We start from the raw sequence: 24,017 nt of genomic DNA, 5'->3' as shown, positions 1-24,017 counted from the left end.
CTACTTGCTCAGATGATCGAAGAGGTCTTTGAGGACGGCCTTCGTGGTCGTCGGGTGGAAGCCCTCGTGCGTGACGGTGTCAAAGTGACCGTCGTGGAGCTTCCAATACGCACACCATTCTTCTCCCGGACCGATGTCGAGAAAGAGTTTGCTGAGTTTGTGATGATGATCGGGCACCCATTCGAGTGCGATCGATCCATCGCCGGCGGGAGCAACGTCGGGCGAACCAAGTGTCGTCGGCAGCGCCTTAAAGAGTTTGCGTGCGTAGTCGAGCGTCGCGGCGGTGATCGCCTCGGCACCGTGACCGTCCCAATTTGCAGCCTGGTACTTCTCGTATCCCTTGAGCGGGTCGGCGACCTTCTCGAGCAGATCGGCGTACATCTGAATGATGTTGTGCGCCTTCAAATCCGCATGCGCGTTGTAGGACGCGAACGTGAAGAGGTCAGCGTGGGTCGTCATGTTGCTCTCCTTCGAGAGCATCACAAGGTTCTTGCACTGTCCCGCTTGGAACGTGTTGGCGTACGCCGTCAGGTGCCGGTGTAGGTTGCCGGTGTAGAGGATCGTACGGATGTGGTCCGTGTCCATGTGCGTCAGGATGCACGTGTCGGCAATGATCCGTATCGGAGACGGCCGGATCGTCGTACCGATGGCAAAGCTGCCCTGCGTGTACGTGACACCATGCGAATACGCTTCGATCTTCGACCAGTCCTTCGCGGACTTCTCGACCACTTCAGTCATGACGTACGGATCGCTGGCCGTGAGCATACGCATGCTGCCCGGCGGCGGAGCCGTCTGGTTGGTGGTCAGTATGGCGCGGTTGGAGCTCACAAAACTTCGCCTTCTGCGGCGTTTTGCAACGCAAGGTTGGTCAGCTCCCTATATATGGGAACTAGGCGGCCGGCGTCAAATGGGGTGTTGCGTCCCTGATCGGTATTGTGATCGAGCTCAAGCCGAAGCCCGTGTGTGAGCTCCTGCACCAAAGTCGCAGGGCTGTTCCCATCCGGAACAAAGAGCGCCATCTGATACTGCTGTACGGACCACGTCGTAATGCGGTTGTACGAGAGGTCGTTCATGACGGTGCTGCTCTTGGGCCAGTTAATCCGGAAGAGCAGATCGCGCATGTTCTCAGGAGGTTGTTTGACCGATTTTAGCAGGGAAAGTAAGGCTTTATTGGCTTCGATCTTCTCTTTGAATTGGAGCACCAGTACGGGCGCGAAAGCCATGCGCATGACGGGGAAGGGTACTTGCTCAAGGAATGCCTCTACGTGCTTCTGGTAGCCTTCGAGCGCACTCGGCCATTGGCCGACAGAAGGAATGTAGTCCTCGGGTACGTCAACAACCGTGGTGGGCGTGAGGATGATGTCGCAGCGGTTGGCGATGGCGCCGAGGGCGAACTGGCCTCCGAGCATCGAGGAGGCGAACACGTGCCGGGTGGCCCCTTTTTGTTCTTCCTCAGCTTCCGCCTGGCCCGTCAGCACCTTCCAGTTGTCCCCGGAAAGCTTCACCGCCTGCGATGAAAACAGGGATAAGCGGATGCTCTCGCACGTCCAGTCCAAAGCCATGACGATCCTCAAAAGTCGCAACACGCTATCACTGACGGATTAAAGAAAACAGCCAGTCCGGATAGCTGTTTCGGCATTACCGCTCGGCTGATCAAGAGTGCAACGGCTTCCCGTCGGCAGCTTCGCTGAGGGTTTCAAGATCATGCGCATAGGGGCATGGGCTTGGCGAGGGCTTACAGCCTCCAGGGGCTTGGCGGTCATTCGACCAAAAACAAGCGAAAGCCTTCAACACGTTTTAACGACGCGAGGACAAACCCATTGCGTAAATAGGTGCATGGGTGTATGGGTGTATAGTTCAGTAGGGCATCTCGTGCCCGAAATAGAACGGCCGGAGAGGGTGCGCTAACACGCGGCCCCGGCCCCACCACCAACAGCGCGGAGGCTGCCCACAACGCTTTCGGGGGCGCTGGCGGTGCGGCGGTGCTGACTTACGTGGAAGATGTCAGCAACGGCAAATACTCGTCGAATGGCAATCCCGATCACGCATTCGACGAAGACAATCTTATGAACGTCGTTGTCTCGACGGGCGACTGCCTGAAAAGCCATCTAAACGCTTGAGACGAATCGAGGAGACCGGGGCCAACCGGTCTCGGTCTCGCCGCTACCATCTTTCAGGAAGCGCAGACGCCCGCACGAACACCTTCACAGCCTTCCTGAACTCTTCGTGCAACGCGGCGTCGCCTTCATGCCGGATAAACGGGACGCCCTCCGTGTCGGCCTCTGGCGTGACCTCCAGCAGACCTCCCTCGGGCGGCTCGACCAGCGAATGAGCCATGACGATCCAGTACGACAAACCGGTGGCTTGTGGCGGCAGCACCAAATAGCCGAATACCTGCTTGAGGCCTTCGTACCAATTGACGACTGTAGCGACGTTGGCATGGCAATTGTGTTGTCGAGCATCCAGGACGTGCCGTTGCCTTCCAGCTTGATCGGCATAAACCGAGCGAACTCGGCCTGGGCTGGCAGACGCCGAATGATTTCGACTGCTCGCCGCGTCAGTTCTTCACTCGCCCACATGCCAGACGGCTTATTTCGGCCACGACCAACGTCAGATGATGCACCCTTACTTGCGAGTCATAAAGAACAAGAGCAGTGCTATCCCAATAATCCACCACACCCAATTGTATCCACCGGTGTTCGTCCCGTTAATTTGAGATGATCGGGATGACGGCATTGTCTTGGTCGGCGGATCCATCAAAGCAACACCAGTAAAGTCCCTCTCCAAGGTAACTTCCAATTCGTGCCGCCCGACCTTGAGCACCTGAGCTAATCGATGTGTGTTTAAGCCTTGTTCGGTGCGCAAGTGGGTCAGCATGACGGGAAGCTGCAACCTGGCGCCTTCGATCACCAAACTTTTTTCTCGCTGCCGTAGATGGCCGAGCAAATCTTGCTTGATAAGCGAGTCGCCGGCAGAGAGCCACTCAAAACGCTTTTCGAGATTGTCTGGGATTCTATAATGAACAATGACACTTTCTATGTGTTGGCGGACGTGACTCAATATCTCGTCAACATTCGCATCAAGTCCCACGCGTAGAATCTTCTTCGATGTCGGCCCGCAATGGTCCCAAAGATTGCTAATAAGCTGGTACTTCTTTTGAAGCGGCATTACAGGCGGCAGCAATCGAAAAAGGCGAGTGGCCGTCTGACCCGACATTCTTCGCTTTCCGGTCCTCCAGTTCGCTATGGTCGTGTTCGCGTAGTTTCTCGCTTGGGCGCCGTAGTGGTGCTCATACAGGTCAAGGATAATCTGCAACTCGCGTGCTGGGAGCGAAAAGAAGTAGCTTTTTACATCCTCGTCAGTTCCACCAAGCTCACGGCTCAGTTGCTCGGCTTCTGCGACATGCTGACGGGCTATCTCGCGTCCTCGGTTTTCTCGACTGTAATATGAGCTTCGTCCGCGGCTCATGATCCAAACAATCGATCTATGAGCCTGCGCCATTGCGGCTTAGGGATGCCTGCACCAAAAACTAGCTTTACCTTATTGTCGGCGTCCCCAATGTCTCGCGTTACGGATAATTGGCTCCCTTGAGCAGCGAGCTTCTTTCCGTTGTCTATTAAAGGAGTGAGTATGTCCGTTAGTTGCGCGACCAGTGCATCAGTTGCCGGGATCGCGAGACCGGCTGCTTCGCAACGCTCGCGAAGCTGGCCAGTGACCCGTTCGGGGTCAGAGTTCTCGTCGGCATGTACCGTTGTTTGAAACACAGGGCACCGTCAATGCCGACCAGCGAAGAGGAAAGCGATCAGAACAAGTGCGGCAATACCTGCGAAGATGTAATATGGATTCCAGTCCTTCTCGCCGGTTTGTGTCCTGCTAAGTTTTCCGCTCTTGGCTTCTTCAGTATTTCCCATCTTTATTTCGGTGCGGCCGATCTTGGTTGTTTGGGTGTGGGACACGGTGACCGAATTTCCGCTTTCAGAGACCTCTTTAGTCGTGTTCGAAAGAATATCGAGCGTGGACTTGCAACGCTCCGACATCAACTCCGAGTTCATGTGCGCGCTTTGCGATATCAATTGTGCCTCTCGCGTAGTCCTCCATGAGAGCGTTTCGCTGGCCCTCCGGCAGAAACGAAATATCGATGGTTGTCAAAGGGCCAACTGTGATTACACTCGGTGTCTTTGCTTGTTGCGGGACCAGATTACGTCCGTCGTTGTTTGACATTTATTCCCCCTTTGGTTTGCTTTTTCGCCAAAGCTCGGGAGCGATAAAAGTCCCGGCCCAAATGCCCAGTTTCTGATTATGCGCGCGTTCTTCGTCCGCAACGTAGTCCATTGAATATTTTCGATAAGCAACCGCCCAGCCGTTCGAAACCATCCAACCGCTTAGATCGATCCCATTAGAGAAGCATTTCGCAATCACGCGGCGATACTTATCGGTCCCAGTCTTGTGGCAGCTAATCGTGTGGGCTCCTATAAAATCACTGAGCGCAAGCGCGGCCCGTTGGCCGCATCGATAAGTGGCGCCATAAGCTTCGCAAGTCTGCCGACTTTCGGGTGCATCAATTCCAGAAAAACGGATTCGTGTGCCATGTATGTCGATGGTGTCGCCGTCAATAACGGAGGCGTTCCCCACAAGTACCTCACTAGATGCGGCTTCGGGTATCGAGGGAGAAGACGGAACATGCACTGCGGGCAAGGCATTTGAGCTATAATCTCGTCCTCGAAAAGATTGAACCCCAAGCAAAATTAGAACCAGCGCAGTCAAGCATGCGAAAATAGCGTAACCCGGATTACGAACGATGCGCGTCACACCAGCCCCTTGGGTGTGCCTTCAAATATCTTCCATCATTACGCAACTCTCGTTTGAGAGCAACACGTCTGGTGACCTTTGCGTGCGCTCGGGGTAGGGTAGGCGCGGGCAGCCTAGCGATCTGGCGGGCTGGCCGCGTGGATCCGACGGCAGAAAATGTGACGAATGCCAAGTCCCTAACGCGAGGGGCGCATCTGTGCTCTGGACTCCTAGACGGCAGGCTGCGACGATCAAACCACAACCTGGGGAGGATAGGATGGCCAAATCTACGCGGAATACTGGAAAGCCGTGGACGCCGGCCGACGTCAAACAACTAAAAGAATTGGCGAAGGGAAATACCCCGACCCGGGTTGCCGGGCTCAAACTGGGCCGAACTGAAGCGGCCGTTTACAAGAAAGCATCGGAGGAGGGGATTTCGCTGGCGCCGACAAACCAAAGCCCGTACGGCACCAAGAAAAAATGAGCGTGTTCGCACTTAGCTGGTCCCGTTTGTCATCCGCTTAAAATCGCTCTCGCCCACGATTTTGATCGCGCAGCCTTTCGCGATCAGCGCCTCTGCTTTTCGGTGTTTTGAACTCTTTTCCTGCCCCTTGGTGAGGCGCAAGTCTTGGTCTCCCACAACCAGGATCGTGATGCGTTGGCTGACCGTGTCGGCCACCTCGCATCCCGCCGCCGCTGCGAGTTGGGCCGCTGTTTCTCTCGAGATGTCGAGTTTACCTGTGAAAACGACCACCTCGCCAAGCAGGGGGCCTGATCCAGCCCCCTCGCGCGCGTGTTTTCCGGGCTCACTGCCGTCGATGGGTTCTTCTACGCGCCGGATCCATTGAACCAAGTCCAACCCGCTATCATTCATCGCACGCAACATTAATAGTCCGGCAGCCCTCGCATCTTCGGCCGCGTCGTGATGCTGGAAGGAAATTGAAAACTCTTCAGCCAGCCTCGCAAGGCCGTAGCCACGCCCGTCATCTGCCAAACTTGGCCAAGCTCGCCGGGCCACACGCAATGTGTCCAGCCACACACACGGAAGAAAGCCGGCACCGTGTTTGATCGCTGCGCGGTTTAGCGCCGTCTTATCGAAGTGGCTATGATGCACAACCAGAACATCGGAGAGCGCGGCCGCTATCACCGCGAAAACCCGGCCCATATTTGGCTTGCCGAGAACAGCTTCAGGCGTGATCCCGTGGATGGCGATATTGATCGGATCGAAGTCGTCTTCGGGATCGACCAAGATGGTCAAAGTCTTGAACAGCTCACCCGACTTAAAATGAGCGAGCCCGATTGAGCAGATACTTGCAAAGTCAGCATTCGCCGTTTCGACGTCGAGCGCAATGAAATCAGATATCGGCTGCTGATCGGTCGCCGGTTTGATCGGGGGCTTTTTCGGGCAGGAGACAGGCGCGACCGGAACAGGGGTGTTGCGATCGACATCGTCCTCAAAAATTGGCCGCGGCGCATCCACTCCGCTCCGTTTTAGCGCGTGCCACTTAGCCATCTTCAGACGCTTTAAAAGTTGCGGTGGGGACGCGCCCGGAGCGTGCTGTTGCACTGCGAAACGCTCCAATACAGCGATCTCATCGTCAAACCGCTTGAGTTTTCGGTACACGATGGCCGCTTGTTCGTAATACCAGGGGGCGACCCCGCCAGCGCCTGCCGCAGCATCCCGTTCCCAAAGGTCCAGTTGGGGCAGGAGCACCGCGATAGCCTCTTCCAGCTTTCCCTCGCGTTTGAGGCGGTTGACCTCGTTGACGACTGCATCAATTCGGCTGACCTCCAGTTCGTAAGGCCGACCCAACTTTACGCTTAGGCTTCCGTAAATCGATTGGCCAAAGTCGCTTGCCGGCCGATCCTCAACGATGGCGACGGGCGGGGTGCTGGCCAGCATCTCGCACTCGGGATGGCTTGACCGCAAAAACCCCGCGGACTTGCCACAGATCGCGCAGACCCCCATTCTAGCCTCCCCAGACCGCTGGCTATCCAAGATGAAGCCGAGGGGGTAGGCAAGCCCCTGAATGGGGCGGTGTGACCGTCCCTGACTTCCGTTAAGTCCCAAAGGAAGTCAGTTCAGGCTCCGGTGATCAGGCTCCGGAGCCGCCTGATCGATAATCGCCTTCACGGAAAGCCAGAGCTTGGGGTTTGCGTCTTTAAACAGGTCCCAGCAATTAAGCGGATATCCGGTGCCGTCGGCCTTAAGCCAATAATTTCGCTGGTTCTGCGACAAGGATCGCCACCAAAACATCGCGATCCTTTCCTCTGCCTCGGTGTTTGTCATTTGCCGTCTCCTTCGACTTGCGCCGGCAGGATGACACGCGCCGCCCACGTGCGGCCGACGACCTGACAGAAACCCGCAGCGACCATCAAAAAGTGTTGGTGCAGCCGAACAGCGCCCGCCGTGCAGGTCATGTTACGTTAAGGCCGGATAGCTTCCCCCATGGGTCGCCTTGCAATCGAGGCCGGGGCCAAATCTGCCCGACGGATATGGTCGTTCAGGCCGCTTATGCGGTTAAGACCAAAGATTCGCCTTATCCCAGTCAACCGGAAATCCGGCCGCTCCAATGCTCACGATCGTTGATTTTGGGAAATCTGCCGCAATAGCCTTGAAGCGATTTTGCCAGCTTGAATTGGGGTTTATCGTTCTGAGAAGGTGGGCACAGATGCACGCAATTGCGTAGAGCCGCGTCAAAGCATGTGTGTTAGTGGCAATGTGCCCAAGGTCCGGGCAATCGGTTGGTGAAGGCCACTTTGGCTGAATGGCATTTGGTTTGTTCCAGAGCCTACTGTGGTGAGCGCATATGTTGCGCGCCACGTTGAGCGAATGCAGCCAAGTTTCCATGATCTGAAATGAGGGGACGCCAAAAAACTTCGCGATTGCTGTTTGGCCGTTCTTCCTCATTCCGGAGTAGAGGAATGACATCGCGCCAAAATCCCAGAGCTCGGCGGCGATCCAGATGGGCGGAAGTTCTCCCGCGTATTTCACTTTAAAATGCTTGGCAAATTCCTCTTTTGATCGGGCGAAGGCCTCATCGTGCAACCGCAGCCATTTTTGATGGCGGCTCTCGGAAGATCCGAATGCAGAAGGGCGTTGAAAATTTGGATGCAGGGCGTTTGGATCGCGATGAGCGTGTTGCCCAAGTTTGCCAAGTTCCAAAGTGATCTGAACTCGAAGAGCGATCTCAATGCGCTCGATTACGTCCATCATCAAGAGGCGCAGCTTTTTGTCAAAAACGTACAGTTCGACAATTTCGGAAAATTTTGTGCCGGGCCGGAATTTGTCGGCAACGACCACGCCTGACGCCGAATGCGTCGATTGGCGGTACGGATACCAATACCCGCTGAGGCGGTAATATCCGATGCGATTCAGGAAGGATTGGGCAAGGGCGTCGTCTGACACCATCATACCCCGGCCCTTTATGAGGGCCAACTGATCTGGAACTGGAAGATAAGGCTTGCTGTAAGCCATTGAAAATGGCTCACAAAAAAGAAGACCCACCCGTACACTTTCGTGCAGAGGGGCGGGCCATGTTGCTGTAGATATGATTCATCAACCCGAGTCCGTCAAGGGCAATATTTCTATGCCGAAGCGGAACTCTTCCATATGTTGTTAATCATTTCCACCAGGGATAGCCGCCTGCACCTCAATTTTGGTAATCCCCAGGCCGCTCTAAGCCTTTGCGACATGGGGGTACCCACATGAGGCGCGCCGCAGTCGGTGCTTTCTTTTCCCACACAAACCAAGCATATCCCGTTGCCGTCGATGCCTTGGCGTCGAGCCGTCCCTTGACCATCGGGACTCTCTCGGTGAACTGAGCGAATTTCGTGGGAGGGGTCTTCTCGAAAATATCGCGATACCGTCCAATACTCTCAAGGAAAACGGTCCGGGCCAAAATCGCCACTCCGTGGCGCGCTGCGATAAGCGACCGCTGGACAAAATCCTCAGCCAGCCTGAAGGGCGGGTTCGTGATGACCCAATCAACTGAGGCAGCTTCAATTGGAGCAGCGAGAAAGTCAGCGACCGTACCGTGGCCGTAGCCATAAATGTCAGACGCCTTCACCTTGCCAAAGTACTCCTTGAGCGGCCGTGCCATATGCCCGGCACCACAAGCCGGCTCCCAGCAAGTCAATCGTCGGAATGGTCCGGCGTCAGCGATGACATGCTCCAAGAGCGCTCGGGTGGCCCAAGGTGGGGTCGGGAAATTATCGAGGCTGTCTTTGGCCTCAACTCGCTGAGCCATTACCGCGTGCGATGTATTTTGCATCTGCCCTCAAATCCGCTCAAGCAATTCGTGCAGTTTCTGACGGAAGTACTGGTTGGCGGCCTCGACCAAATCGTACACGGCGAACCCAAAGTGATCGTTAAGCTCTGTCCCGATCAAGGAATACGGGCGGGGGAGCGAGCGAATCCCATAGTAGAAAATAACACGAGCCTCCGCCCTGACGGGGTTTAAGTTGAAGGTTTCCCCATAGCTCTTGAGCAGCATCTGAGTGACGTTTAGATCGCGTCGGATCGAGCGAATCTTGCCGGCGTCGAAGGCACCGTTTCCTCGCTTAATCTCGTATGCCCGAAGGGTTTTGTCGGCGTCGTCGAAAGCAATCATATCGATCTGCAGGGTACGCACGCTATCACCGTAGAGGAGGGTGGTAGAGGCATATGCGTCGTCGGTTTGTGTACCGACAATCTGATCCGCGGCCCGAGATACCTTGAACGCGTCTTCCCTCCAGACGCGATGACGATTGCTCTCCCGCAAGCTCTCTCGAATGGCGACCTCCAGGATCGCACCGTGCCGCTTGTAGGCCGAACTGATGATGCTGGTTTGGCGTGAGAACTTGTCGCCGGCAATTGGATCGACAAGAAACCGTTGGGAGGCAAGCCGGGAAATCGTCAGATCGACTACCGGCGCCACTCGATCGAGGTAAGCCATGGGGAAATTGCCAGATTGAGTATCTGGCAAGCGTACAATTATTGCGGGTGCCTCTGGGTTCCTTTCTTAAGAGGTGGTTAACGGGGCCGACCGAGCCGTATGAGCCGATGTCCAGCCCCTACGGCCGTCCCGGTCATGGCCGATAGTAGAAAGCTTTAGAGCTGCGGTCCGGCGCATCAGTCGTCGGTCGCAAGGTCAAATTCATCGTGCATCGCGTGTCCCACCAATTGTCGCACGGCGGACGGTTTCGGCATCAGCGGATCCCGGGTCTGACACCTCAAATGACCACTCGCCATCGTCGTCCAGGGTAGCACGATCCTTGCGGCTCCGCGGCACCCAGAGCGCATCCGAACGCGCTTCAACGCGATTTCCTCAAGTTCGTCTCGCGATTTCTTTGCCTGCACGAATTTCGCCCTCGCTGGCCACTACGGCCCAAACCATAAGCCCCAATTAGGAACCCAGCCAGTCCAGTGACGTTGACGGCCCGGCGCTCCCGAGCGCTAAACTAGCCCTGACCAGCCGCTTGTCCCCCCGGGCGCTTGGCAGGGTTTTTTGTGAGTTGCGTAGTGGCGAAGCGTATCGAGATGCCGGGGTTCATTAAGCCCCAGCTTGCGACCCTCAAGAGCAAAGCTCCTGTCGGGGATAGGTGGATTCACGAGATCAAATACGACGGCTACCGCCTCCAGCCTCATGTCGATCGCGGCGAGGTGAAGATATTCACCCGCAACGGCTACAACTGGACCAAGCGATTTTCCAACATCGCCGGCGCCTTCAACCTAAAAAGCCGGTCCATCTTCGACGGAGAGGCGGTTGTCGTCCATGAAGGACGAGCCAACTTCTCAGAACTCCAGGCCGATCTCGCCAACGGTCGTCAGGATCGGATTGTTTTTTATGCGTTCGATATTCTCTTCCACAACGGCGAAGACCTGAGAAGCAAGCCACAGCTTTACCGGAAAGAGCGGTTGAAAGAGCTGATCGATATGCTCGACCCGCCAATTCTCTACAGCGAGCATCACGAAGGGGACGGGCAGGCGTTGTTTGAGGCTGCCGCCAAGCTTAATTTCGAGGGCATCATATCGAAGGATGCGACCGCTCTGTACCGATCTGACCGCGTCGAAGCTTGGCAGAAAATTAAATCGGTCCAGAAGGGCAAATTCCCCGTCGTCGGCTTCGTCAAAGATCCTGCTGGGGTGGCCGCTCTTTACTTGGGGAAGCGGGAAGGCAAGAACCTACTGTACATGGGCAAGGTCGGGACCGGGTGGAATCGGACGACATCCAGCAAGATCAGGAAAGCCCTGGACACAGTCGTCAGCCCGAAGAGCAAGTTGAGCAGGCCCCTGAAGAAATCTAAAGCCACGTGGGTCGAGCCGGTCTTTTCAGCAGAGATCGAGTACCGAGACATCACCTCCGAAGGCTTGCTCCGCCAGAGTTCGTTCAAGGGGCTGTCGAAAACAACAAAGTGAGGGATGTCGTTGGCGCGGGCGTTATCGTGGCTTCCGCTGGTCAATGATGCGGAGCAGATGGGAGGCCAGCAGGAGCTGATCTTTAGCTTCCTCCAGCCCAATATCGAGATTGCGATGCGACGTTGGATTGCGAAAGGCGTTCATCGCCCCTTTGAACAGAACCATCAGGCCTTCACGTTCCTTTTTCGGTTTGGTCGCATCTCGATCGCCCATCACACCAGTGTCAGGATGAAAGGCCTTCTCAATCAGTTGATCGCCAAAATCACTCGGTTTACATCCTGCCGCGACGCGCACCGCATCTTCGACTATCACGAAAGCATCACGCACAGCGCTCGCAAGTGAAGTAGTATCGAGGGAATTGGCGCTGTGAACGATAGCGGTCCAGCCTCTTTCTCGGATTGTCGGGTGTAGCAGCGAGAGGGGAAGATCGCCGGCTTCACGAACTTTCTGAAGATTTTCGCCTTCGGCGACCCGACGTCCCTTGTCGGTAAACTGCCGCCAACCGTATTGGCCGTTCATGCCCGGCGTCGGTTCAATGAAGCCCTCGCGCTCGAGCATATTCCAAGTGCGCCCCACGAGCTGATCGATCGCCGCCTTCTTGTGGAATGGATAATCGCGGCCTGCATGAACGTCAGCCAATTCAGGTCGAGCTACCGTGTCCGGAATAAAGCCGGCGCCCTGAACCCTCGGCAGCGCCAAGGCCAGAAGAATGCCGCCGAGGGTCTCCGGGGTCATGCTCAAGAGCCGATCGGCGTCCGGTAGTATCGCACAAAGGGATGTCATAAGTCGTTTCGCTGCTGCATGATTTCCAGGTCTTTCATAGTGCCTCATCACAAAGCGCGCGTGCAACTATGGGAGCTGGATTCCGGTTTTACAGCCGTCCACTAACCCATTGACGGTGTTATAGCCCCAATATACGAGTTTTACAGTCAAGCGGTTGATAGGAATAGACAACACCCAGCCTTCCAAGCTGAATACGAGGGTTCGATTCCCTTCACCCGCTCCACGATTTTCTGCGCCACGGCGCGATTTTGCGCGATGGCCTGCGATCCTGTGCGATCGCGCCCACCTGATGGTTGCGCTTACGCGCGTCGTATCGATAGTCGGTCACTAGTGGCCTGCGCTCGGTTTTGTCGCGCACTTCGCCAAGACCGCCGGCCGATATCGGCGGGTAGATGGTCGCTGTTCCACTGAGGATCGACAGCTATTTGCGTACTTGAATTGCATGGGAAGGTGATTGGTGCACCGGCAATAGGCGTGCTTTCATTATTCACCCCCGGGCGGATTCTTCCGGCTGGACCCTACAAGCGGGACTTGATCTTCGGACGACCGAAGCTTTCAACTGGATGTATCTGAGGTAATTCGATCGAGGCGCAATCGATGTCGATGATCAGTGAGCAGGCGAGCGCCTCCCACGACAGCAACGAGAGTGCCCAAGCCTGTCCCGCCAGCGATCAAGAACATGATCAACAGCTGATATTTGACCGCGTCTATGGGTTCGACGCCCGCAAGAATCTGGCCAGTCATCATCCCCGGCAAGGAAACGAGGCCGATTGCCGCCATGCTGTTCATGATCGGCATGAAGCCGCTTCTCAACGCGTCCCGTATGATCGGCAGCAGGGCTTGGTGTCGGGTGCCGCCGAGTGCAAGGCAAGCTTCTACGGCGGCTCGTTCGCGCACCAGGCTATTTGTCAGCACGTCCAAGCCCAGACTTATTCCAGTCATGGTGTTGCCCAGGATCATGCCCAGCAAAGGCAGCGCGTAGCGCGGATGATACCAAGGATCGGGGCGTAGTTCCGTCAGAAGGGCGAACATCGTGACGGTACCGGCGGCGAGCAGCGTGCATCCGGCGCCCAGGCCATACTTCCAAACGCCCGGAAGGCGCCGCTTCTGCCGCGCGACGATTTCCCGAGATGCGAAGATAACCATGATGACGGCTGCAAGGGCGGTCCAAAGGGGCGACACCGCGGCAAACAGGAACGTCAGCACGTATCCAACGAGGACGAGCTGAACCACCATGCGCACCGTCGCGATGGCCAATTGCTTCTCAAGCTTGAGGCGGAGAGCAAGCGAGAGAACGCCGTCCATGACGACGAGGAGCGCGGGGAGGGCCAGATCACCGTACGAAAGCTGGATGTAGGTCACGGCCGGTTTTCCTCGATGCAACCATCGGGGCCCATCGCGAATGTCCTTGACCCGACGCGGCGGGCTTGAGCGTTGTCGTGCGTGCTCCAGATGACGCTCGTTCCATTCGCAATGCGTTCGGCGATCAGGGATTCCACGGCCGCGGCGGATGCCGAGTCGAGCGCCGAGGTTGGCTCGTCCAGCAGAAAGCACCCGCGATCGCAGCATGAGCGCCCGCACAAGCCCCAGACGTTGTCTCTCACCGGTCGAAAGCCTTTGGATCGGCCAAGGTCCGCAGCCGTCCGGAAGCCCCAGGCGCGTGACCAGCGGCAGGGCATCATCCCAGGTCGTGAAGTGCTCGTGCACAGTGTCGGACCACCAGCCGGGCTCGGCGGCGAGATAGGTCACTCGCTTTCGCCAGGCGGGACCGGACATCGCCTCTCTCAGCGTTCCGTCGAGCTTGACCGTTCCTTCGTTGGGATCGAGGTCCGCGATGGAGCGAAGCAGCAGAGTCTTCCCGACCCCAGAAGGCCCTTGCAGGGCGACGCATTCGCCGTCCTGCAAGTCGAAGGACACGGAGATGTGCAAGCGCTTGAGGCCGCTGACCGTCAGCATGCGTCAAAGCTTAAGCTGCAGCCGATCGGCAACGCGCCTGGCGATCTCCGCCGGCGCCTCGCCCGGGTAGGGATGCACCGAGCTGACGTTGATCTCGCCGAGCACGTAGCTGTCGCTCCCGTCGGCCTGGACGGGGCTGAGCATGAAGTCGGCATCCCAGATGGCTGGCAGGTCACCTCGCGCGATATCCAGCAGCGAGGTTAGCTGCGGCGTCCACTCGTCTTCCATCAACCGGCGCAGCCGCTGGAAGCGCGGGTCGGCGTTGGACGTGTAGAGCCGCGGCCCGGCCCCGGCGCGTGCGGCCGGCGAGTCGACCAGGGCCTTGACCTTGTGATGGCCGAAGCCGGCGCAGCGATCGCCGGCCATGTAGCAGCGCACCACGCCTTCGCTCAGGCGAGACTGGAACGGTTGGTCGATCACGCTGCCGCCTTCGAAATACTCCGCGCAGCGACGGAGAAAATCATCCAGCGACAGTTCCTTGGGAGTGTCTTTGGTCGCGTCCAGCACCCTGATCATGGGGGAAGTCGGCAGCCTCTCGACCTTCCAGACGCCTTGACCGCCATTACCCCGGTTGCGCTTGATCACGCGCGGACCGGCGGCAAGCCGTGTCGGCAACTCGGCGCGCATCGCTTCGGCGGTTTGATACAGCGCTGTGTCGCTTCCCCACGCCATTGAGCGGGTGCGGTAGAGTACCTCCTTGGTGCCCATCTTGAGGATGACGTCCGGATGAGCGCTCACCCACACGCCCTGCGCGGCGACCTCGCGCAGCATGGCGTCGAGGCCGGCGCGATTTCGACCGTCTTGAATTGGGTTCACCCAGACGAGCACGCCGTCCATTGCGAGCAATTGTTCGCGGACGGCGTCGGCGAAGCTTTCGTCGTAGATCGCGGGGCGCGCTTCGACGCCGACGGCGGCGAGCGCTTCGAAAACGTCAACGAAGCGGCCGTTTTTCGGGGTCGCATCTCGACGCGCGACGGCATCTCCCCGCGAGAGGATGGCGACGGTACGTCGGGGAGAGGGTTGTCTTTGGGTATCCATGCGCAAGCTCCACGTGTTGCGTGCTGCGCAGAGCTTGGACCGAAGTCTCGGCGGGAGTCTGCTTGATCCCGCTCAGGCAGTCTACGTGAGGTCGCGTGGATCCTTCAAGCCGCCGTTTTTCGGCCTACCGGGGTCCCTCCGGTGGCGGAATCGATTGCGTTCCATTCGATCGGTGAAATCTTCGTGACGTTCCGGCGATTGGTTTGGCACCTAAGCGAACGCGGGTTGACAGCCCAGCCATCTGGGCTTTTTATTCGGGCCACGGGGATGTGCGATCTCCCCGCGAGGCGTCATGCCCAAGAATCGCGTCCTGATCACAAAGGGCGCAGCATGTCAGCATCGTACACCTCCATTTCACCAGTCAAGGAACTCGGTTTGTCGTCGCCCGTCCTGGCGCGGCTGGCCACGATGGTCCACGCCGCTGATGCGGGGCGCCTCGATCTGCCTCCGGAGGCGCCGGACCTGCTCGCAGCCTCGCTCGGCTTGTCGCGCATGTTCGACGCGACCTCGATCAGTTGAAGCGGGCTTCCTGCTCTATGGCGCGTTCTACCGATGGTGCCGCGTTGCGACCAAGGAGACGCGCAATTGGCCGACCAACAAGTGAGGGCGGAGGCAAGACTACTTCTGGGGCAGAGACAACCAGGAGATCGGAAATGCGAACATCGATGTTCTATCGGGCAGCGCTCTTCGTGGCGCTTGCGGCGGGACACCCGCCCGTCCACGCCCTGACCCAGGATGAGTTCGTCGCCAAGATCCAGGCGGCCGGCTACTCGCAGGTGACCGATGTCAAATCGACCGCCGAAGGCACTACGGCCAAGGCGGTGAAGGACGGCAAGCCGGTCACGCTCGTCGTCGACAGCAGCGGGCAGATCAAAGAACGAAACTGAGGTGGAGGAGATGTACGATGAAACGCACAGTCTGGACCCTGACGGCCGTCAGCCTCGCTCTCGCCTACTTGCCATTCGTCTACGTGGCACGCGCGCAAGCGATCGATTGGCAAAAAGTCGACGATACCCTCGGTAGGAAGGCAGCCGTCTCCGACGACGTCCACCGCTACGGCTTCCCGCGCAGCGATCTTTCGGTGACCCTGGACGGCGTGACGATCAAGCCGGCACTGGCGCTGGGCGGCTGGGTGGCGTTCAAGCCAATGCACGGCGGCGCCATGGTCATGGGTGACCTTGTGCTGCTCGAGACCGAGATCAATCCCGCGATGGCGAAGATGATTGCGAGCGGCCTCGAAATCACCGCTGTGCACAATCATCTGCTCCGCGCGAGCCCGGCGACGTTCTATATGCACGTCGCCGGCCACGGCGACCCCGTCAAGCTGGCCTCGGCGATCCACGATGCGCTGGCCGAGAGCAAGACGCCGCTGACCGCCGCGGCGCCGACGAGCCCGCCGCCTGCCGTCGATCTCGATACGGCAAAGCTCGACCAGATCATCGGCGTCAAAGGGCAAGCCAATGGCGGCGTCTACCAGTTCAACGTCAAACGGCGCGACCCGATCACGCAAGAGGATATGCCGTTGACCCCAGTCGGTCCGATGGGCGTCGCGATCGGCATCAATTTCCAGCCGACCGGGAACGGGAAGGCGGCTACTACGGGCGACTTCGTGCTGACCGGCAACGAAGTCAACCCGGTCATTTTGGCGCTGCGGACACACGGCATCGAGGTGACGGCGCTTCATAGCCACATGCTGGACGAACAGCCGGGGTTATTCTTCATGCATTTCTGGGCGAACGACGACGCTGTTAAGCTCGCCGAGGGCTTGCGCGCCGCGCTCGACAAGACGCCCAGCACGAAGAGTTGAGCCGAAGTTAGAGCGAGGAGTTTGCCTAATGACAGGACGAGCGAGGAGAAATCGAACGATGAGAAACTTGGCTGCTTGGCTAGTTGTTTGGGCTGCTCTCCTTTCGAGCGGACAGCCCGTTTGGGCGCAAACCTGCAAGATCTGCTCCGAGCAGCGGGCCGCGTGTATGAAGAATTATGCCGGACCGGCATGCAAGACCGAGTATCAGATGTGTCTCAAGTCCTGCAAGAAGTGAAGGAGACCGGTCCGAGGAGCTCGACTGCGACGTGCCTCATCGCGGCACTCGCTGCCGGCATCGGGGGCCTGGTCACCCTCGATGCCGGCTTTGTCGCGGCCGACGCGCTTATTCCGACGTTGACGGCGGCAGCTCAACCGGCAGAGCACAAGGCCCCCCTTGAACTCGAAGCAAAGATCTTGCTTGGCGACGTGCGGGGCCGGATCGATCATCTGGCCGTCGACCTGAAGCGGCAGCGATTGTTTGTGGCCGAGCTTGGCAACGACAGCGTTGGCGTCGTCGACCTGGCTGCTCACAGCTTGCTTCGAACCGTTACCGGGCTAAACGAGCCCCAAGGCGTCGGCTATGAGCCGTCGACCGACACCCTTTATGTCGCCAATGCCCGCGATGGATCGGTGCGGCTCTTCGAAGCCAATGAGTACAAGGCGACCGGACGGATCGAGCTCGGCCGCGATGCAGACAATATCCGGATTGATGCTGCGGCCAAGCGCGTTGTCGTCGGCTATGGTGATGGTGGTCTGGCGGTCCTCGACCCGTCCACTCGCGCCAAGGTTCGAAGCGCACCGCTGAAGGCGCATCCGGAAAGCTTCCAGCTTGAGCCCGACAGTGGGCGCATCTTCGTCAACTTGCCGGACGCACGCGCGGTCGCGGTGGTTGATGGCGCTTCCGGGAAACAGCTTGCCAACTGGCCCTTAGACAAGGGCGGCAATTTCGCGATGGCGATCGATCGCGACCGTGGCCGAATCCTTCTGGCGTACCGCAGTCCCGCCGAACTTGCCGTCCTCTCGACAGATGGCAAACCGATCACGAGTGCGGAAACCTGCGACGACGTCGATGATATCTTCGTCGATGGGAAGCGCAATCGTGTCTATGTGAGCTGCGGCGCAGGATACCTCGACGTCTTTGAGATCGATGAGGCAGCCTATCGGAGGATCGTGCGCCTGCCCACAGCAACTGGGGCGCGAACGTCCCTCTTTGTGCCGGAGTTGGACCGTCTGCTTGTGGCCGTCCGGGTCGGGCCTGCTGGGCCGGCCGCGATCTGGGTGTTCAAACCAATGCCGTGAGATCGATTTCGTAGGGAGGCGGCCCATGTGCAGACGTAGCCGAGGCTTTCGCAGCTCCACGAGATACCTTGTGCCACGGGTCGCGGTCACTTTGGCGCTGGTCGCCTGGTCTGTTCCAGCTTCCGCCTATCGCCCATTCGACGGCACCGACGCCGCCGTCGCAAAGAAGGGCGAAATGGAGATCGAACTGCAGCCGGTGGGGCGTTTGCGCGATGAGAGCGGCACAAGCCTGATCGCGCCAGCCTGGGTCATCAACTATGGTTTGAGGGATGATTGGGAAGCCGTCTTCGAGGGCCAGGGACAAACACCGCTCTCTCCATCCGGGCCAACCAGCCTGACCGCGGCCGGAGCCTTTCTCAAGCATGTGATTGTGCCCGGGAGCCTGCAGGACAAGACCGGCCCGAGCATTGCGACGGAATTTGGCGTTCTTCTCCCGGATAGTACCGGCAATTCAGGCGCCGGCTTAAGCTTGGCCGGCATTGTCTCGCAGCGCTGGGATTGGGGCACCATCCATCTGAACGCTGAGACGGCCCTTACCCGCGACCATCATGGCGATGTCTTTCTTGGCGCTATTATCGAGGGGCCGTCGACGTGGACAGTTCGCCCTGTCGCAGAAGTCTTCTACGAGAACGAGTTTGGGAAGGAGGAGACGTTTTCCGGTTTGGTCGGCTTGATCTACCGGGTGCGGGACGATCTGAGCTTCGACGTCGCAGTCCGTCATGCACTCACCGGCAGGCACCCGGTGAACGAAATTCGCGCCGGCCTGACCTTCGGCTTTCCGCTTTCCTTCTTCGAAGGTCACGCGGCGCGACAGTCGTCGCCGACGCCGCCGAGATAGGCTACCGGCGATCCGATTTCTCTGGATGGGCGCGCCAGTCTCGGCCGACCGTTTGATGGTTGTCGTCGGGTGTTGCCTGATTGGCGTGCTCATCGTCGCCGCCTTGGGCCTTCCAGTCGCGTCCGATCTTGACGTCTTCTGCGCGGCTGCGATCCTGCGCGCGCGATTGCTCCGACTGCTGGGGCGGCGGTGCCTCCTGGACAGAGGTGGACTGCGCTCGGGCGGCGGCTCCGCCGAATGCGAAGGTCAGCGCGAAAGCGGATAACGCAGCAAGCGATGTAGAGCTTTTCATGGTAACTCCCTTCTTCATCAGAACTGTGCATCAACTCGCCGGAACGCGCATTGTTCGTAAACGAGCACGTCTTCACCTACGCCGCGACTGCGTCTCGTAAAATGCGAGGGTTGCGAGGGTTTGGACGGTGCAGCCGTTTGTGGGGCAGCCATGTTTCCCGTGAATGAAGGATGGCTGAAGATATTTTAGGCGGCGAAATCGTCAATATTTCGGCCTGTGTGCATTGGCCCATTCGCGTGCGTGTTCGATCGGCAGGCGCTGCACGGCCGCGCGAACTGTTTGCGTTGCGGGCTGATTATCTATGCGTTCCCGCCAGCGGCAGAATGCCGGGAACTTTGGATACATCGATTGCCCCTCGGCGGTCAGGCTGAAGGCGAACGCACTCGGCAGCAGATAGAAATCCGCTATCGAGAGTTCGTCCCCTAAAAGGAAGTGCTTGCCATGCGAAAGCTGGCGCCCAGCTGTCAATCGGCCTGCAAATTTGACGCCTCGTCAATTTTGGACGCCGATCCCCCGGCTTAGGGGGCAATATTCCAGGCCGAATGACAGATGACGACCGTCGGTGGGCTGATCGCGTCGCTGGAGGTTAATCTCGGAAGTCACTCGACGCAGCTTTGAAAGGTCCAAACCGATACCAAAACCAACCGGGCAGGGTGTCCGAGTCGGTGAATCGTGAGTTAATTTTCCGGACAAATTTCGCCGCTTGGCTATCCGGCGACTCAGTCAATGACGTCTTCGGCGCACGAAAAAAGCGGGTGCACGGATGCAAAATTCGAACGACGTCGCGAGCACGCGATACTTCGCAAGCGTGTCTTGTCCTTGCTCGTCGTGGGAGCCGGCGTGTTGGGCGGAAGCGCTGTTTTGCTAAATACAGGCGTTACCGCCAATACTTCATGGGTTTCCGTAGTGCAGAACGACGTTCGAGCGGCACGCGCAAACCGTAACTTTTGACCGTGGGTTCGGAGGACAGATTTCGCGGAACGCGACGAAGAAGGGTGTACGCCGAGCCCAGTGCAGGTGCGCTGCGAGCGTCTCACGCATAAGAGCAGCCCGCTCGGCGAAATCATTCAGCCGGACCCGAAGGACTCGGCAGACGTCATCCAAAGAAGATCTGCCGGAACACGTCGCGCCTTTTTCACAATCTCGCGGCAGAGCGCAAGGTACCTCAACTATAAACCGGCAAATTGTTTGCGCAATGTTCAGCCACTTCAATGTGTGACGTGCTGGAACGGCATGGCCTTATGGCGCGCAATTTCGCGAAGATTAGACAATGTCGGGGTCGGAATTCCGATGCGGAGACCAATCTCGATAATCGCTGCAATCGTGGCATCGAGTTCGAGATCGAGACCATATTCAATCTCGTGCATCAACGAAGTTTTTTCGCATCCAGCGTCTCTCTGGTATCTCAGGCGTCGCTCTGGATCGGCAAATGGTCCAAATCCGAGAGCCATTCCGACTTTCTCAATTTCTCTCATCGCGGAGATTGAGAGCGACTGACCCAGACCTGAAGATGCGATATCGTTGGGCGACACGCCTGTCAAAATGCGAATCGGGTTGATCGATCCCGTATTAATCAATTTTGACCAGAGTTTCGATCGAATGTCCCTGTCAACTATGCAATCAAGCCACGGATTCGATAGCAATTGCTGAACTTCGGCGGCCACGAGCGAACCAGGCATTGCCGACCCAATTGTCAATGTGCGCCCGCGATAATGGCGAACAAAGCCTGGCGCCGGCCGATCGCACGCCAGGTCGAAAATTCCGCTGACAATATTGCCAATTGGAGTCGAGGATAGAAGCATTCCATCTGGATCGACCGCCTCAATCGGAATACTTTTCAAAAGGCTGTTTGCGGCTGGCAGCCACCATGGAAAGCCGCTGGTGGCGAGAACAACAGTCGCGCCCTGCTGCATAACAGCTTTCAAACCAGACAATGCAGAGCGGGTGCACTCGGCCCTCGCAGCAATGATGATCATGTCAACATCGGAAACATCGTTCGGATTAACCAAAATGTTTGGCCTGCACCGCAGAGAGAAGTCCTTTGCTTCGATCCTGAGACCGTGCAGTCGTAACTCGGGCGCCGAACGTTCTGTCGCAAGAGCCGTGACACGAAGATTCTCTCGCGTAGACTTGCTGGACAACGCCCCCAAGAGATATCCAGCGATCGAACCGTTTCCCACGACGAGAATATGACGGCCGGATCTCATCGCCGTTACTTGGTGTCGATTCGATCGAGCAGTCGCTTATGTGTCGCATCGTTAGGCAACAGATGGCTAATGCGCTCGACCAAGGCTAGCCTGTTCACGCCAATGCCGTGACGGTAAACAAGTTCGGCTCCCTTCCAGCCGGTGGCCGCCAGCGGTGCCAATGCGCAGAGAACGGCAGCGAGGAAGAAATAGCTCATCGGCTTTGAATGCCGACTTCTCCATCCCTCCCACAACGCAATCGACCACCACAATACAGCCGTTGCGAGCGCCCAGTTGCGGTGGTCGTTAATCACCGGCTGCTGTTCCGCCCCATGTTGAACCGTAAGAAAGGCCTGCATGCCAGCCGCGACGGTGGCGATCGAAAGAACGGCACCCAGCCACAGATTGATCCGAGCTGCCGTCAAGATCGGTGCGGCCCATCTGCTTTGCGGGAGAACGAAATGGACGACATACAACATCGCGGCGATCACAAAGAGAGCTATTGAGAAATGTACGAATATCGGATGCCAGTTTGGAAGTACTTCAAACATGTTGGTCCTGCGCTTCGGTGGTGGATTTAAGGGTAATGCCGGCTCAATGTCTGTGCTGCGCTTTGGAAGCGCGTTGCGGCCTGCCCGATGTTGGACGAGTTCCGGCGACTCCGCTCGCGAGGAACGCCTGCATCAACAGTTCGAATAGCCGGGCAGCATCTGCATTGAGTTGGGTTCGACGCAGACGTGCGATGGCGAATTGGAACCCCAAGCCCTGGATCGTGCAAAAATACAGGGTTGCGGCGTCGGGGATGTTGATGGTCGACGAGATGATCCCGCAGCGAACGGCCTCCTCAAGTAATGCGATAACCTGACTCTCGTAGCGGCGATGAAGATCGCGGAAGCTCTCGTTGATGCTCGGATACTGATGACGAAGGTGATCGGACATCACGAGTTTGGCGAGGCCCGGATATTTATCGATTAGTTTGATGTGACCCAAAAACATGCGCTCAAGTGTTTTCAACGACTTGTCGCTGTCATGAAACTCACGAGCCTCCGCCCAGACTGTTTCCAGCCGCTCCCGAAGCCATTCGATCACCGAGGTCCACAACGCTTCTTTTGTTGGGAAGTGGCGGAAAACGACCCCTTGGGAACGCCCGATGGTGTCGGCGACGAGTTGAGTGCTCACTGCATCGACCCCTCGTTCGTTCACAAGGTGCAAGACCGTCTGCACGATCTGACTCTTGCGATCCTCCGCCAAAAAACGCTCTCGGGGCTCTTGTTTGGCTGCGGCACTGGCCATGCGCGATGTCCTCTCTTGATTAGAAAGCATGTACTCACTATCTAATGGATTGCCGGATGTCAAGGCGATTGCCAGGAGGGGCGCATGATGCCCATGGAAAAACCAACACGAGTTGTGGCGCTCCTGGCAGCGTGCCAAGCGGCATTGCTGACCAACAACATCATCCTCGTCGGGCTGAACGGGTTGGTCGGTTATTCATTGCTGGGGACGGACAAGTCCTTGGCGACGCTTCCGGTCACGGCCTATGTCCTCGGCACGGCGTGCATAACCGTGCCGGCTTCATTATGGATGAAGAGGGTAGGACGGCGTGCCGGTTTTATTACGGGGGCCATGATTGGTGTGATCGGCGCGTTGGTCGGCGCGTTTGCTGTCTTCTCGGGCAGCTTCTGGCTTCTGTGCGTCGGTACGCTACTGATGGGCGGTTATAACGCCTTTGGACAATATTATCGATTTGCCGCGGCTGAGATCGCTGGAGCCGCATTCAGAAGCCGGGCAATCTCATTGGTGCTCGCGGGGGGAGTCTTCGGGGCCGTTGCGGGTCCCGAGACAAGCAAGTTGACCAAGGATCTGCTATCGGCCCCGTTCACCGGCACTTACCTTTTCCTGGTAGGTCTTGCAACGGTAGCCCTGATCTTACAGGCATTCGTTGTCATCCCGACCGTTGCGGAGGACGAGCATAAGAGAGAGGCGCGGCCGCTTGCCGTCATTGCACGACAAGGCAACTTCATCCTGGCTGTCATGAGCAGCATGTTCGGTTACGCCAGCATGAACTTCCTCATGACGGCGGCTCCGATCGCGATGGTCCAGCATCATCACGCCTATTCGGACGCCGCATTCGTTATCGAATGGCACGCATTGGCGATGTTCGCGCCCTCGTTCGTGACAGGCTCTTTGGTCAAGCGATTCGGTAATATTCCGATTCTGCAGATCGGTGCAGGCTTGATCCTTCTTTGTATTGCGATCGCTACCTACGGCGGACTGAGTGTCGCCGCCTTTTGGATTTCACTGGTGCTGCTCGGCGTCGGATGGAATTTTCTCTATGTCGGCGGGTCGACATTGCTTACCGAAACCTATGCGCCGTCCGAACGCGCCAAGGCCCAGGCCACCCACGACCAATTCGTATTCCTCGCAACCGCTCTCTCCTCCGTCGGCTCTGGCTGGCTGCTGCAAAAAGTTGGATGGCCCGCAATGGCCCTGTGGTCGTTGCCTCTGCCGTTGGTCGTCCTCATGGCGACTGCGCTGCCGTCTTGGCAAGATCGCGTCGGAATGTCCGGTTCGGTAAAGACGCTGGAATGAATCGCGGTCTCCTCTCCGCACATTGAACTGCACGAAAAAGC

At 57.9% G+C, this 24,017-nt stretch carries 26 protein-coding genes and 2 pseudogenes; 8 read left to right on the top strand and 20 right to left on the bottom strand.

Features of this window, described 5'->3' with window-relative positions; all coding sequences use genetic code 11:
• From ACVWYI_RS25815 to ACVWYI_RS25790, 6 genes are all read right to left on the bottom strand, one after another.
• Positions 1–828, bottom strand: coding sequence for a hypothetical protein (locus tag ACVWYI_RS25815; protein WP_456663551.1), 828 nt, complete (start codon positions 826–828; stop codon positions 1–3).
• The gene (locus ACVWYI_RS25810; protein ID WP_456663550.1) at positions 825–1,562 is read right to left on the bottom strand and encodes a hypothetical protein; all 738 of its coding nucleotides are present in this window, start codon (positions 1,560–1,562) and stop codon (positions 825–827) included. Before ACVWYI_RS25810 ends, ACVWYI_RS25815 begins: the two co-directional genes overlap by 4 nt.
• Before the next feature lie 601 nt (positions 1,563–2,163).
• Positions 2,164–2,337: a hypothetical protein gene (locus ACVWYI_RS25805; protein ID WP_456663549.1), complete on the bottom strand. Its 174-nt coding sequence runs from the start codon at positions 2,335–2,337 to the stop codon at positions 2,164–2,166.
• Between the two features lie 288 nt (positions 2,338–2,625).
• A complete protein-coding gene (locus ACVWYI_RS25800) occupies positions 2,626–3,468 on the bottom strand; it encodes a hypothetical protein (RefSeq protein WP_456663548.1) in 843 nt (280 codons plus the stop codon).
• 305 nt (positions 3,469–3,773) lie between these two features.
• On the bottom strand, positions 3,774–4,052 hold the full coding sequence (locus ACVWYI_RS25795; RefSeq protein WP_456663547.1) for a hypothetical protein: 279 nt from the start codon (positions 4,050–4,052) through the stop codon (positions 3,774–3,776).
• A gap of 169 nt (positions 4,053–4,221) precedes the next feature.
• Positions 4,222–4,809 (bottom strand): thermonuclease family protein, encoded by a 588-nt coding sequence (locus ACVWYI_RS25790; RefSeq protein WP_456663546.1) that lies wholly within the window; start codon positions 4,807–4,809, stop codon positions 4,222–4,224.
• 256 nt (positions 4,810–5,065) lie between these two features.
• Here ACVWYI_RS25790 and ACVWYI_RS25785 point away from each other — a divergent pair, with 256 nt between their 5' ends.
• Positions 5,066–5,272: a hypothetical protein gene (locus ACVWYI_RS25785; protein ID WP_456663545.1), complete on the top strand. Its 207-nt coding sequence runs from the start codon at positions 5,066–5,068 to the stop codon at positions 5,270–5,272.
• A 12-nt stretch (positions 5,273–5,284) separates the two neighbouring features.
• On the opposite strand, the gene ACVWYI_RS25780 is transcribed toward ACVWYI_RS25785, so the two are convergent.
• The 5 genes from ACVWYI_RS25780 to ACVWYI_RS25760 form a co-directional block, all read right to left on the bottom strand.
• Complete coding sequence (locus ACVWYI_RS25780; RefSeq protein ID WP_456663544.1) at positions 5,285–6,691, bottom strand: exonuclease domain-containing protein; 1,407 nt, start codon at positions 6,689–6,691, stop codon at positions 5,285–5,287.
• A gap of 174 nt (positions 6,692–6,865) precedes the next feature.
• On the bottom strand, positions 6,866–7,078 hold the full coding sequence (locus tag ACVWYI_RS25775; RefSeq protein WP_456663543.1) for a hypothetical protein: 213 nt from the start codon (positions 7,076–7,078) through the stop codon (positions 6,866–6,868).
• A gap of 231 nt (positions 7,079–7,309) precedes the next feature.
• A complete protein-coding gene (locus tag ACVWYI_RS25770; RefSeq protein ID WP_456663542.1) occupies positions 7,310–8,266 on the bottom strand; it encodes an Abi family protein in 957 nt (318 codons plus the stop codon).
• Between the two features lie 175 nt (positions 8,267–8,441).
• A complete protein-coding gene (locus ACVWYI_RS25765; protein ID WP_456663541.1) occupies positions 8,442–9,062 on the bottom strand; it encodes an SAM-dependent methyltransferase in 621 nt (206 codons plus the stop codon).
• Positions 9,063–9,068: 6 nt separating this feature from the next.
• On the bottom strand, positions 9,069–9,725 hold the full coding sequence (locus ACVWYI_RS25760) for a hypothetical protein (protein WP_456663540.1): 657 nt from the start codon (positions 9,723–9,725) through the stop codon (positions 9,069–9,071).
• 566 nt (positions 9,726–10,291) lie between these two features.
• Between ACVWYI_RS25760 and ligD the strand changes: the two genes are divergently transcribed.
• Positions 10,292–11,188, top strand: coding sequence for a non-homologous end-joining DNA ligase (gene ligD, locus ACVWYI_RS25755; RefSeq protein WP_456663539.1), 897 nt, complete (start codon positions 10,292–10,294; stop codon positions 11,186–11,188).
• 21 nt (positions 11,189–11,209) lie between these two features.
• On the opposite strand, the gene ACVWYI_RS25750 is transcribed toward ligD, so the two are convergent.
• The 4 genes and pseudogenes from ACVWYI_RS25750 to ACVWYI_RS25735 form a co-directional block, all read right to left on the bottom strand.
• A complete protein-coding gene (locus tag ACVWYI_RS25750; protein ID WP_456663538.1) occupies positions 11,210–11,923 on the bottom strand; it encodes a TIGR02391 family protein in 714 nt (237 codons plus the stop codon).
• A gap of 603 nt (positions 11,924–12,526) precedes the next feature.
• Complete coding sequence (locus tag ACVWYI_RS25745; RefSeq protein WP_354046535.1) at positions 12,527–13,333, bottom strand: ABC transporter permease; 807 nt, start codon at positions 13,331–13,333, stop codon at positions 12,527–12,529.
• A pseudogene (locus tag ACVWYI_RS25740) lies at positions 13,330–13,927 on the bottom strand (ABC transporter ATP-binding protein). Before ACVWYI_RS25740 ends, ACVWYI_RS25745 begins: the two are co-directional and overlap by 4 nt.
• 3 nt (positions 13,928–13,930) lie before the next feature.
• Positions 13,931–14,965 carry a Cj0069 family protein gene (locus ACVWYI_RS25735; protein WP_354046569.1) on the bottom strand — a complete coding sequence of 345 codons (1,035 nt, stop codon included), beginning with the start codon at positions 14,963–14,965 and terminating at the stop codon, positions 13,931–13,933.
• A 360-nt stretch (positions 14,966–15,325) separates the two neighbouring features.
• Here ACVWYI_RS25735 and ACVWYI_RS25730 point away from each other — a divergent pair.
• The 5 genes and pseudogenes from ACVWYI_RS25730 to ACVWYI_RS25710 form a co-directional block, all read left to right on the top strand.
• Positions 15,326–15,569, top strand: a pseudogene (locus tag ACVWYI_RS25730) (chromate resistance protein ChrB domain-containing protein); the annotation flags it as partial.
• A gap of 49 nt (positions 15,570–15,618) precedes the next feature.
• Positions 15,619–15,852 (top strand): PepSY domain-containing protein, encoded by a 234-nt coding sequence (locus ACVWYI_RS25725; protein ID WP_354046539.1) that lies wholly within the window; start codon positions 15,619–15,621, stop codon positions 15,850–15,852.
• Positions 15,853–15,869: 17 nt separating this feature from the next.
• Positions 15,870–16,772 (top strand): DUF1259 domain-containing protein, encoded by a 903-nt coding sequence (locus ACVWYI_RS25720; RefSeq protein WP_456663537.1) that lies wholly within the window; start codon positions 15,870–15,872, stop codon positions 16,770–16,772.
• A gap of 210 nt (positions 16,773–16,982) precedes the next feature.
• On the top strand, positions 16,983–18,071 hold the full coding sequence (locus ACVWYI_RS25715) for a YncE family protein (protein ID WP_456663536.1): 1,089 nt from the start codon (positions 16,983–16,985) through the stop codon (positions 18,069–18,071).
• A 91-nt stretch (positions 18,072–18,162) separates the two neighbouring features.
• On the top strand, positions 18,163–18,909 hold the full coding sequence (locus tag ACVWYI_RS25710; RefSeq protein ID WP_456663535.1) for a hypothetical protein: 747 nt from the start codon (positions 18,163–18,165) through the stop codon (positions 18,907–18,909).
• Position 18,910: 1 nt separating this feature from the next.
• Here the strand turns inward: ACVWYI_RS25710 and ACVWYI_RS25705 are convergent, their stop codons facing one another.
• The 5 genes from ACVWYI_RS25705 to ACVWYI_RS25685 form a co-directional block, all read right to left on the bottom strand.
• Positions 18,911–19,201, bottom strand: a complete 291-nt coding sequence (locus ACVWYI_RS25705; protein WP_354046546.1) for a hypothetical protein — start codon at positions 19,199–19,201, stop codon at positions 18,911–18,913.
• A gap of 201 nt (positions 19,202–19,402) precedes the next feature.
• A complete protein-coding gene (locus ACVWYI_RS25700; RefSeq protein WP_456663534.1) occupies positions 19,403–19,669 on the bottom strand; it encodes a glutathione binding-like protein in 267 nt (88 codons plus the stop codon).
• Between the two features lie 740 nt (positions 19,670–20,409).
• Positions 20,410–21,408 carry a ketopantoate reductase family protein gene (locus ACVWYI_RS25695; RefSeq protein WP_456663533.1) on the bottom strand — a complete coding sequence of 333 codons (999 nt, stop codon included), beginning with the start codon at positions 21,406–21,408 and terminating at the stop codon, positions 20,410–20,412.
• Positions 21,409–21,413: 5 nt separating this feature from the next.
• On the bottom strand, positions 21,414–21,938 hold the full coding sequence (locus ACVWYI_RS25690; protein WP_456663532.1) for a DUF2231 domain-containing protein: 525 nt from the start codon (positions 21,936–21,938) through the stop codon (positions 21,414–21,416).
• Positions 21,939–21,981: 43 nt separating this feature from the next.
• Complete coding sequence (locus ACVWYI_RS25685; RefSeq protein ID WP_456663531.1) at positions 21,982–22,680, bottom strand: TetR/AcrR family transcriptional regulator; 699 nt, start codon at positions 22,678–22,680, stop codon at positions 21,982–21,984.
• Between the two features lie 84 nt (positions 22,681–22,764).
• Between ACVWYI_RS25685 and ACVWYI_RS25680 the strand changes: the two genes are divergently transcribed.
• Positions 22,765–23,976, top strand: a complete 1,212-nt coding sequence (locus ACVWYI_RS25680; RefSeq protein ID WP_456663530.1) for an MFS transporter — start codon at positions 22,765–22,767, stop codon at positions 23,974–23,976.
• Positions 23,977–24,017: the final 41 nt, after the last annotated feature.

This window comes from Bradyrhizobium sp. LB13.1 (genome assembly GCF_054056815.1).
This window is presented reverse-complemented; position numbering and strand designations above follow the sequence as displayed.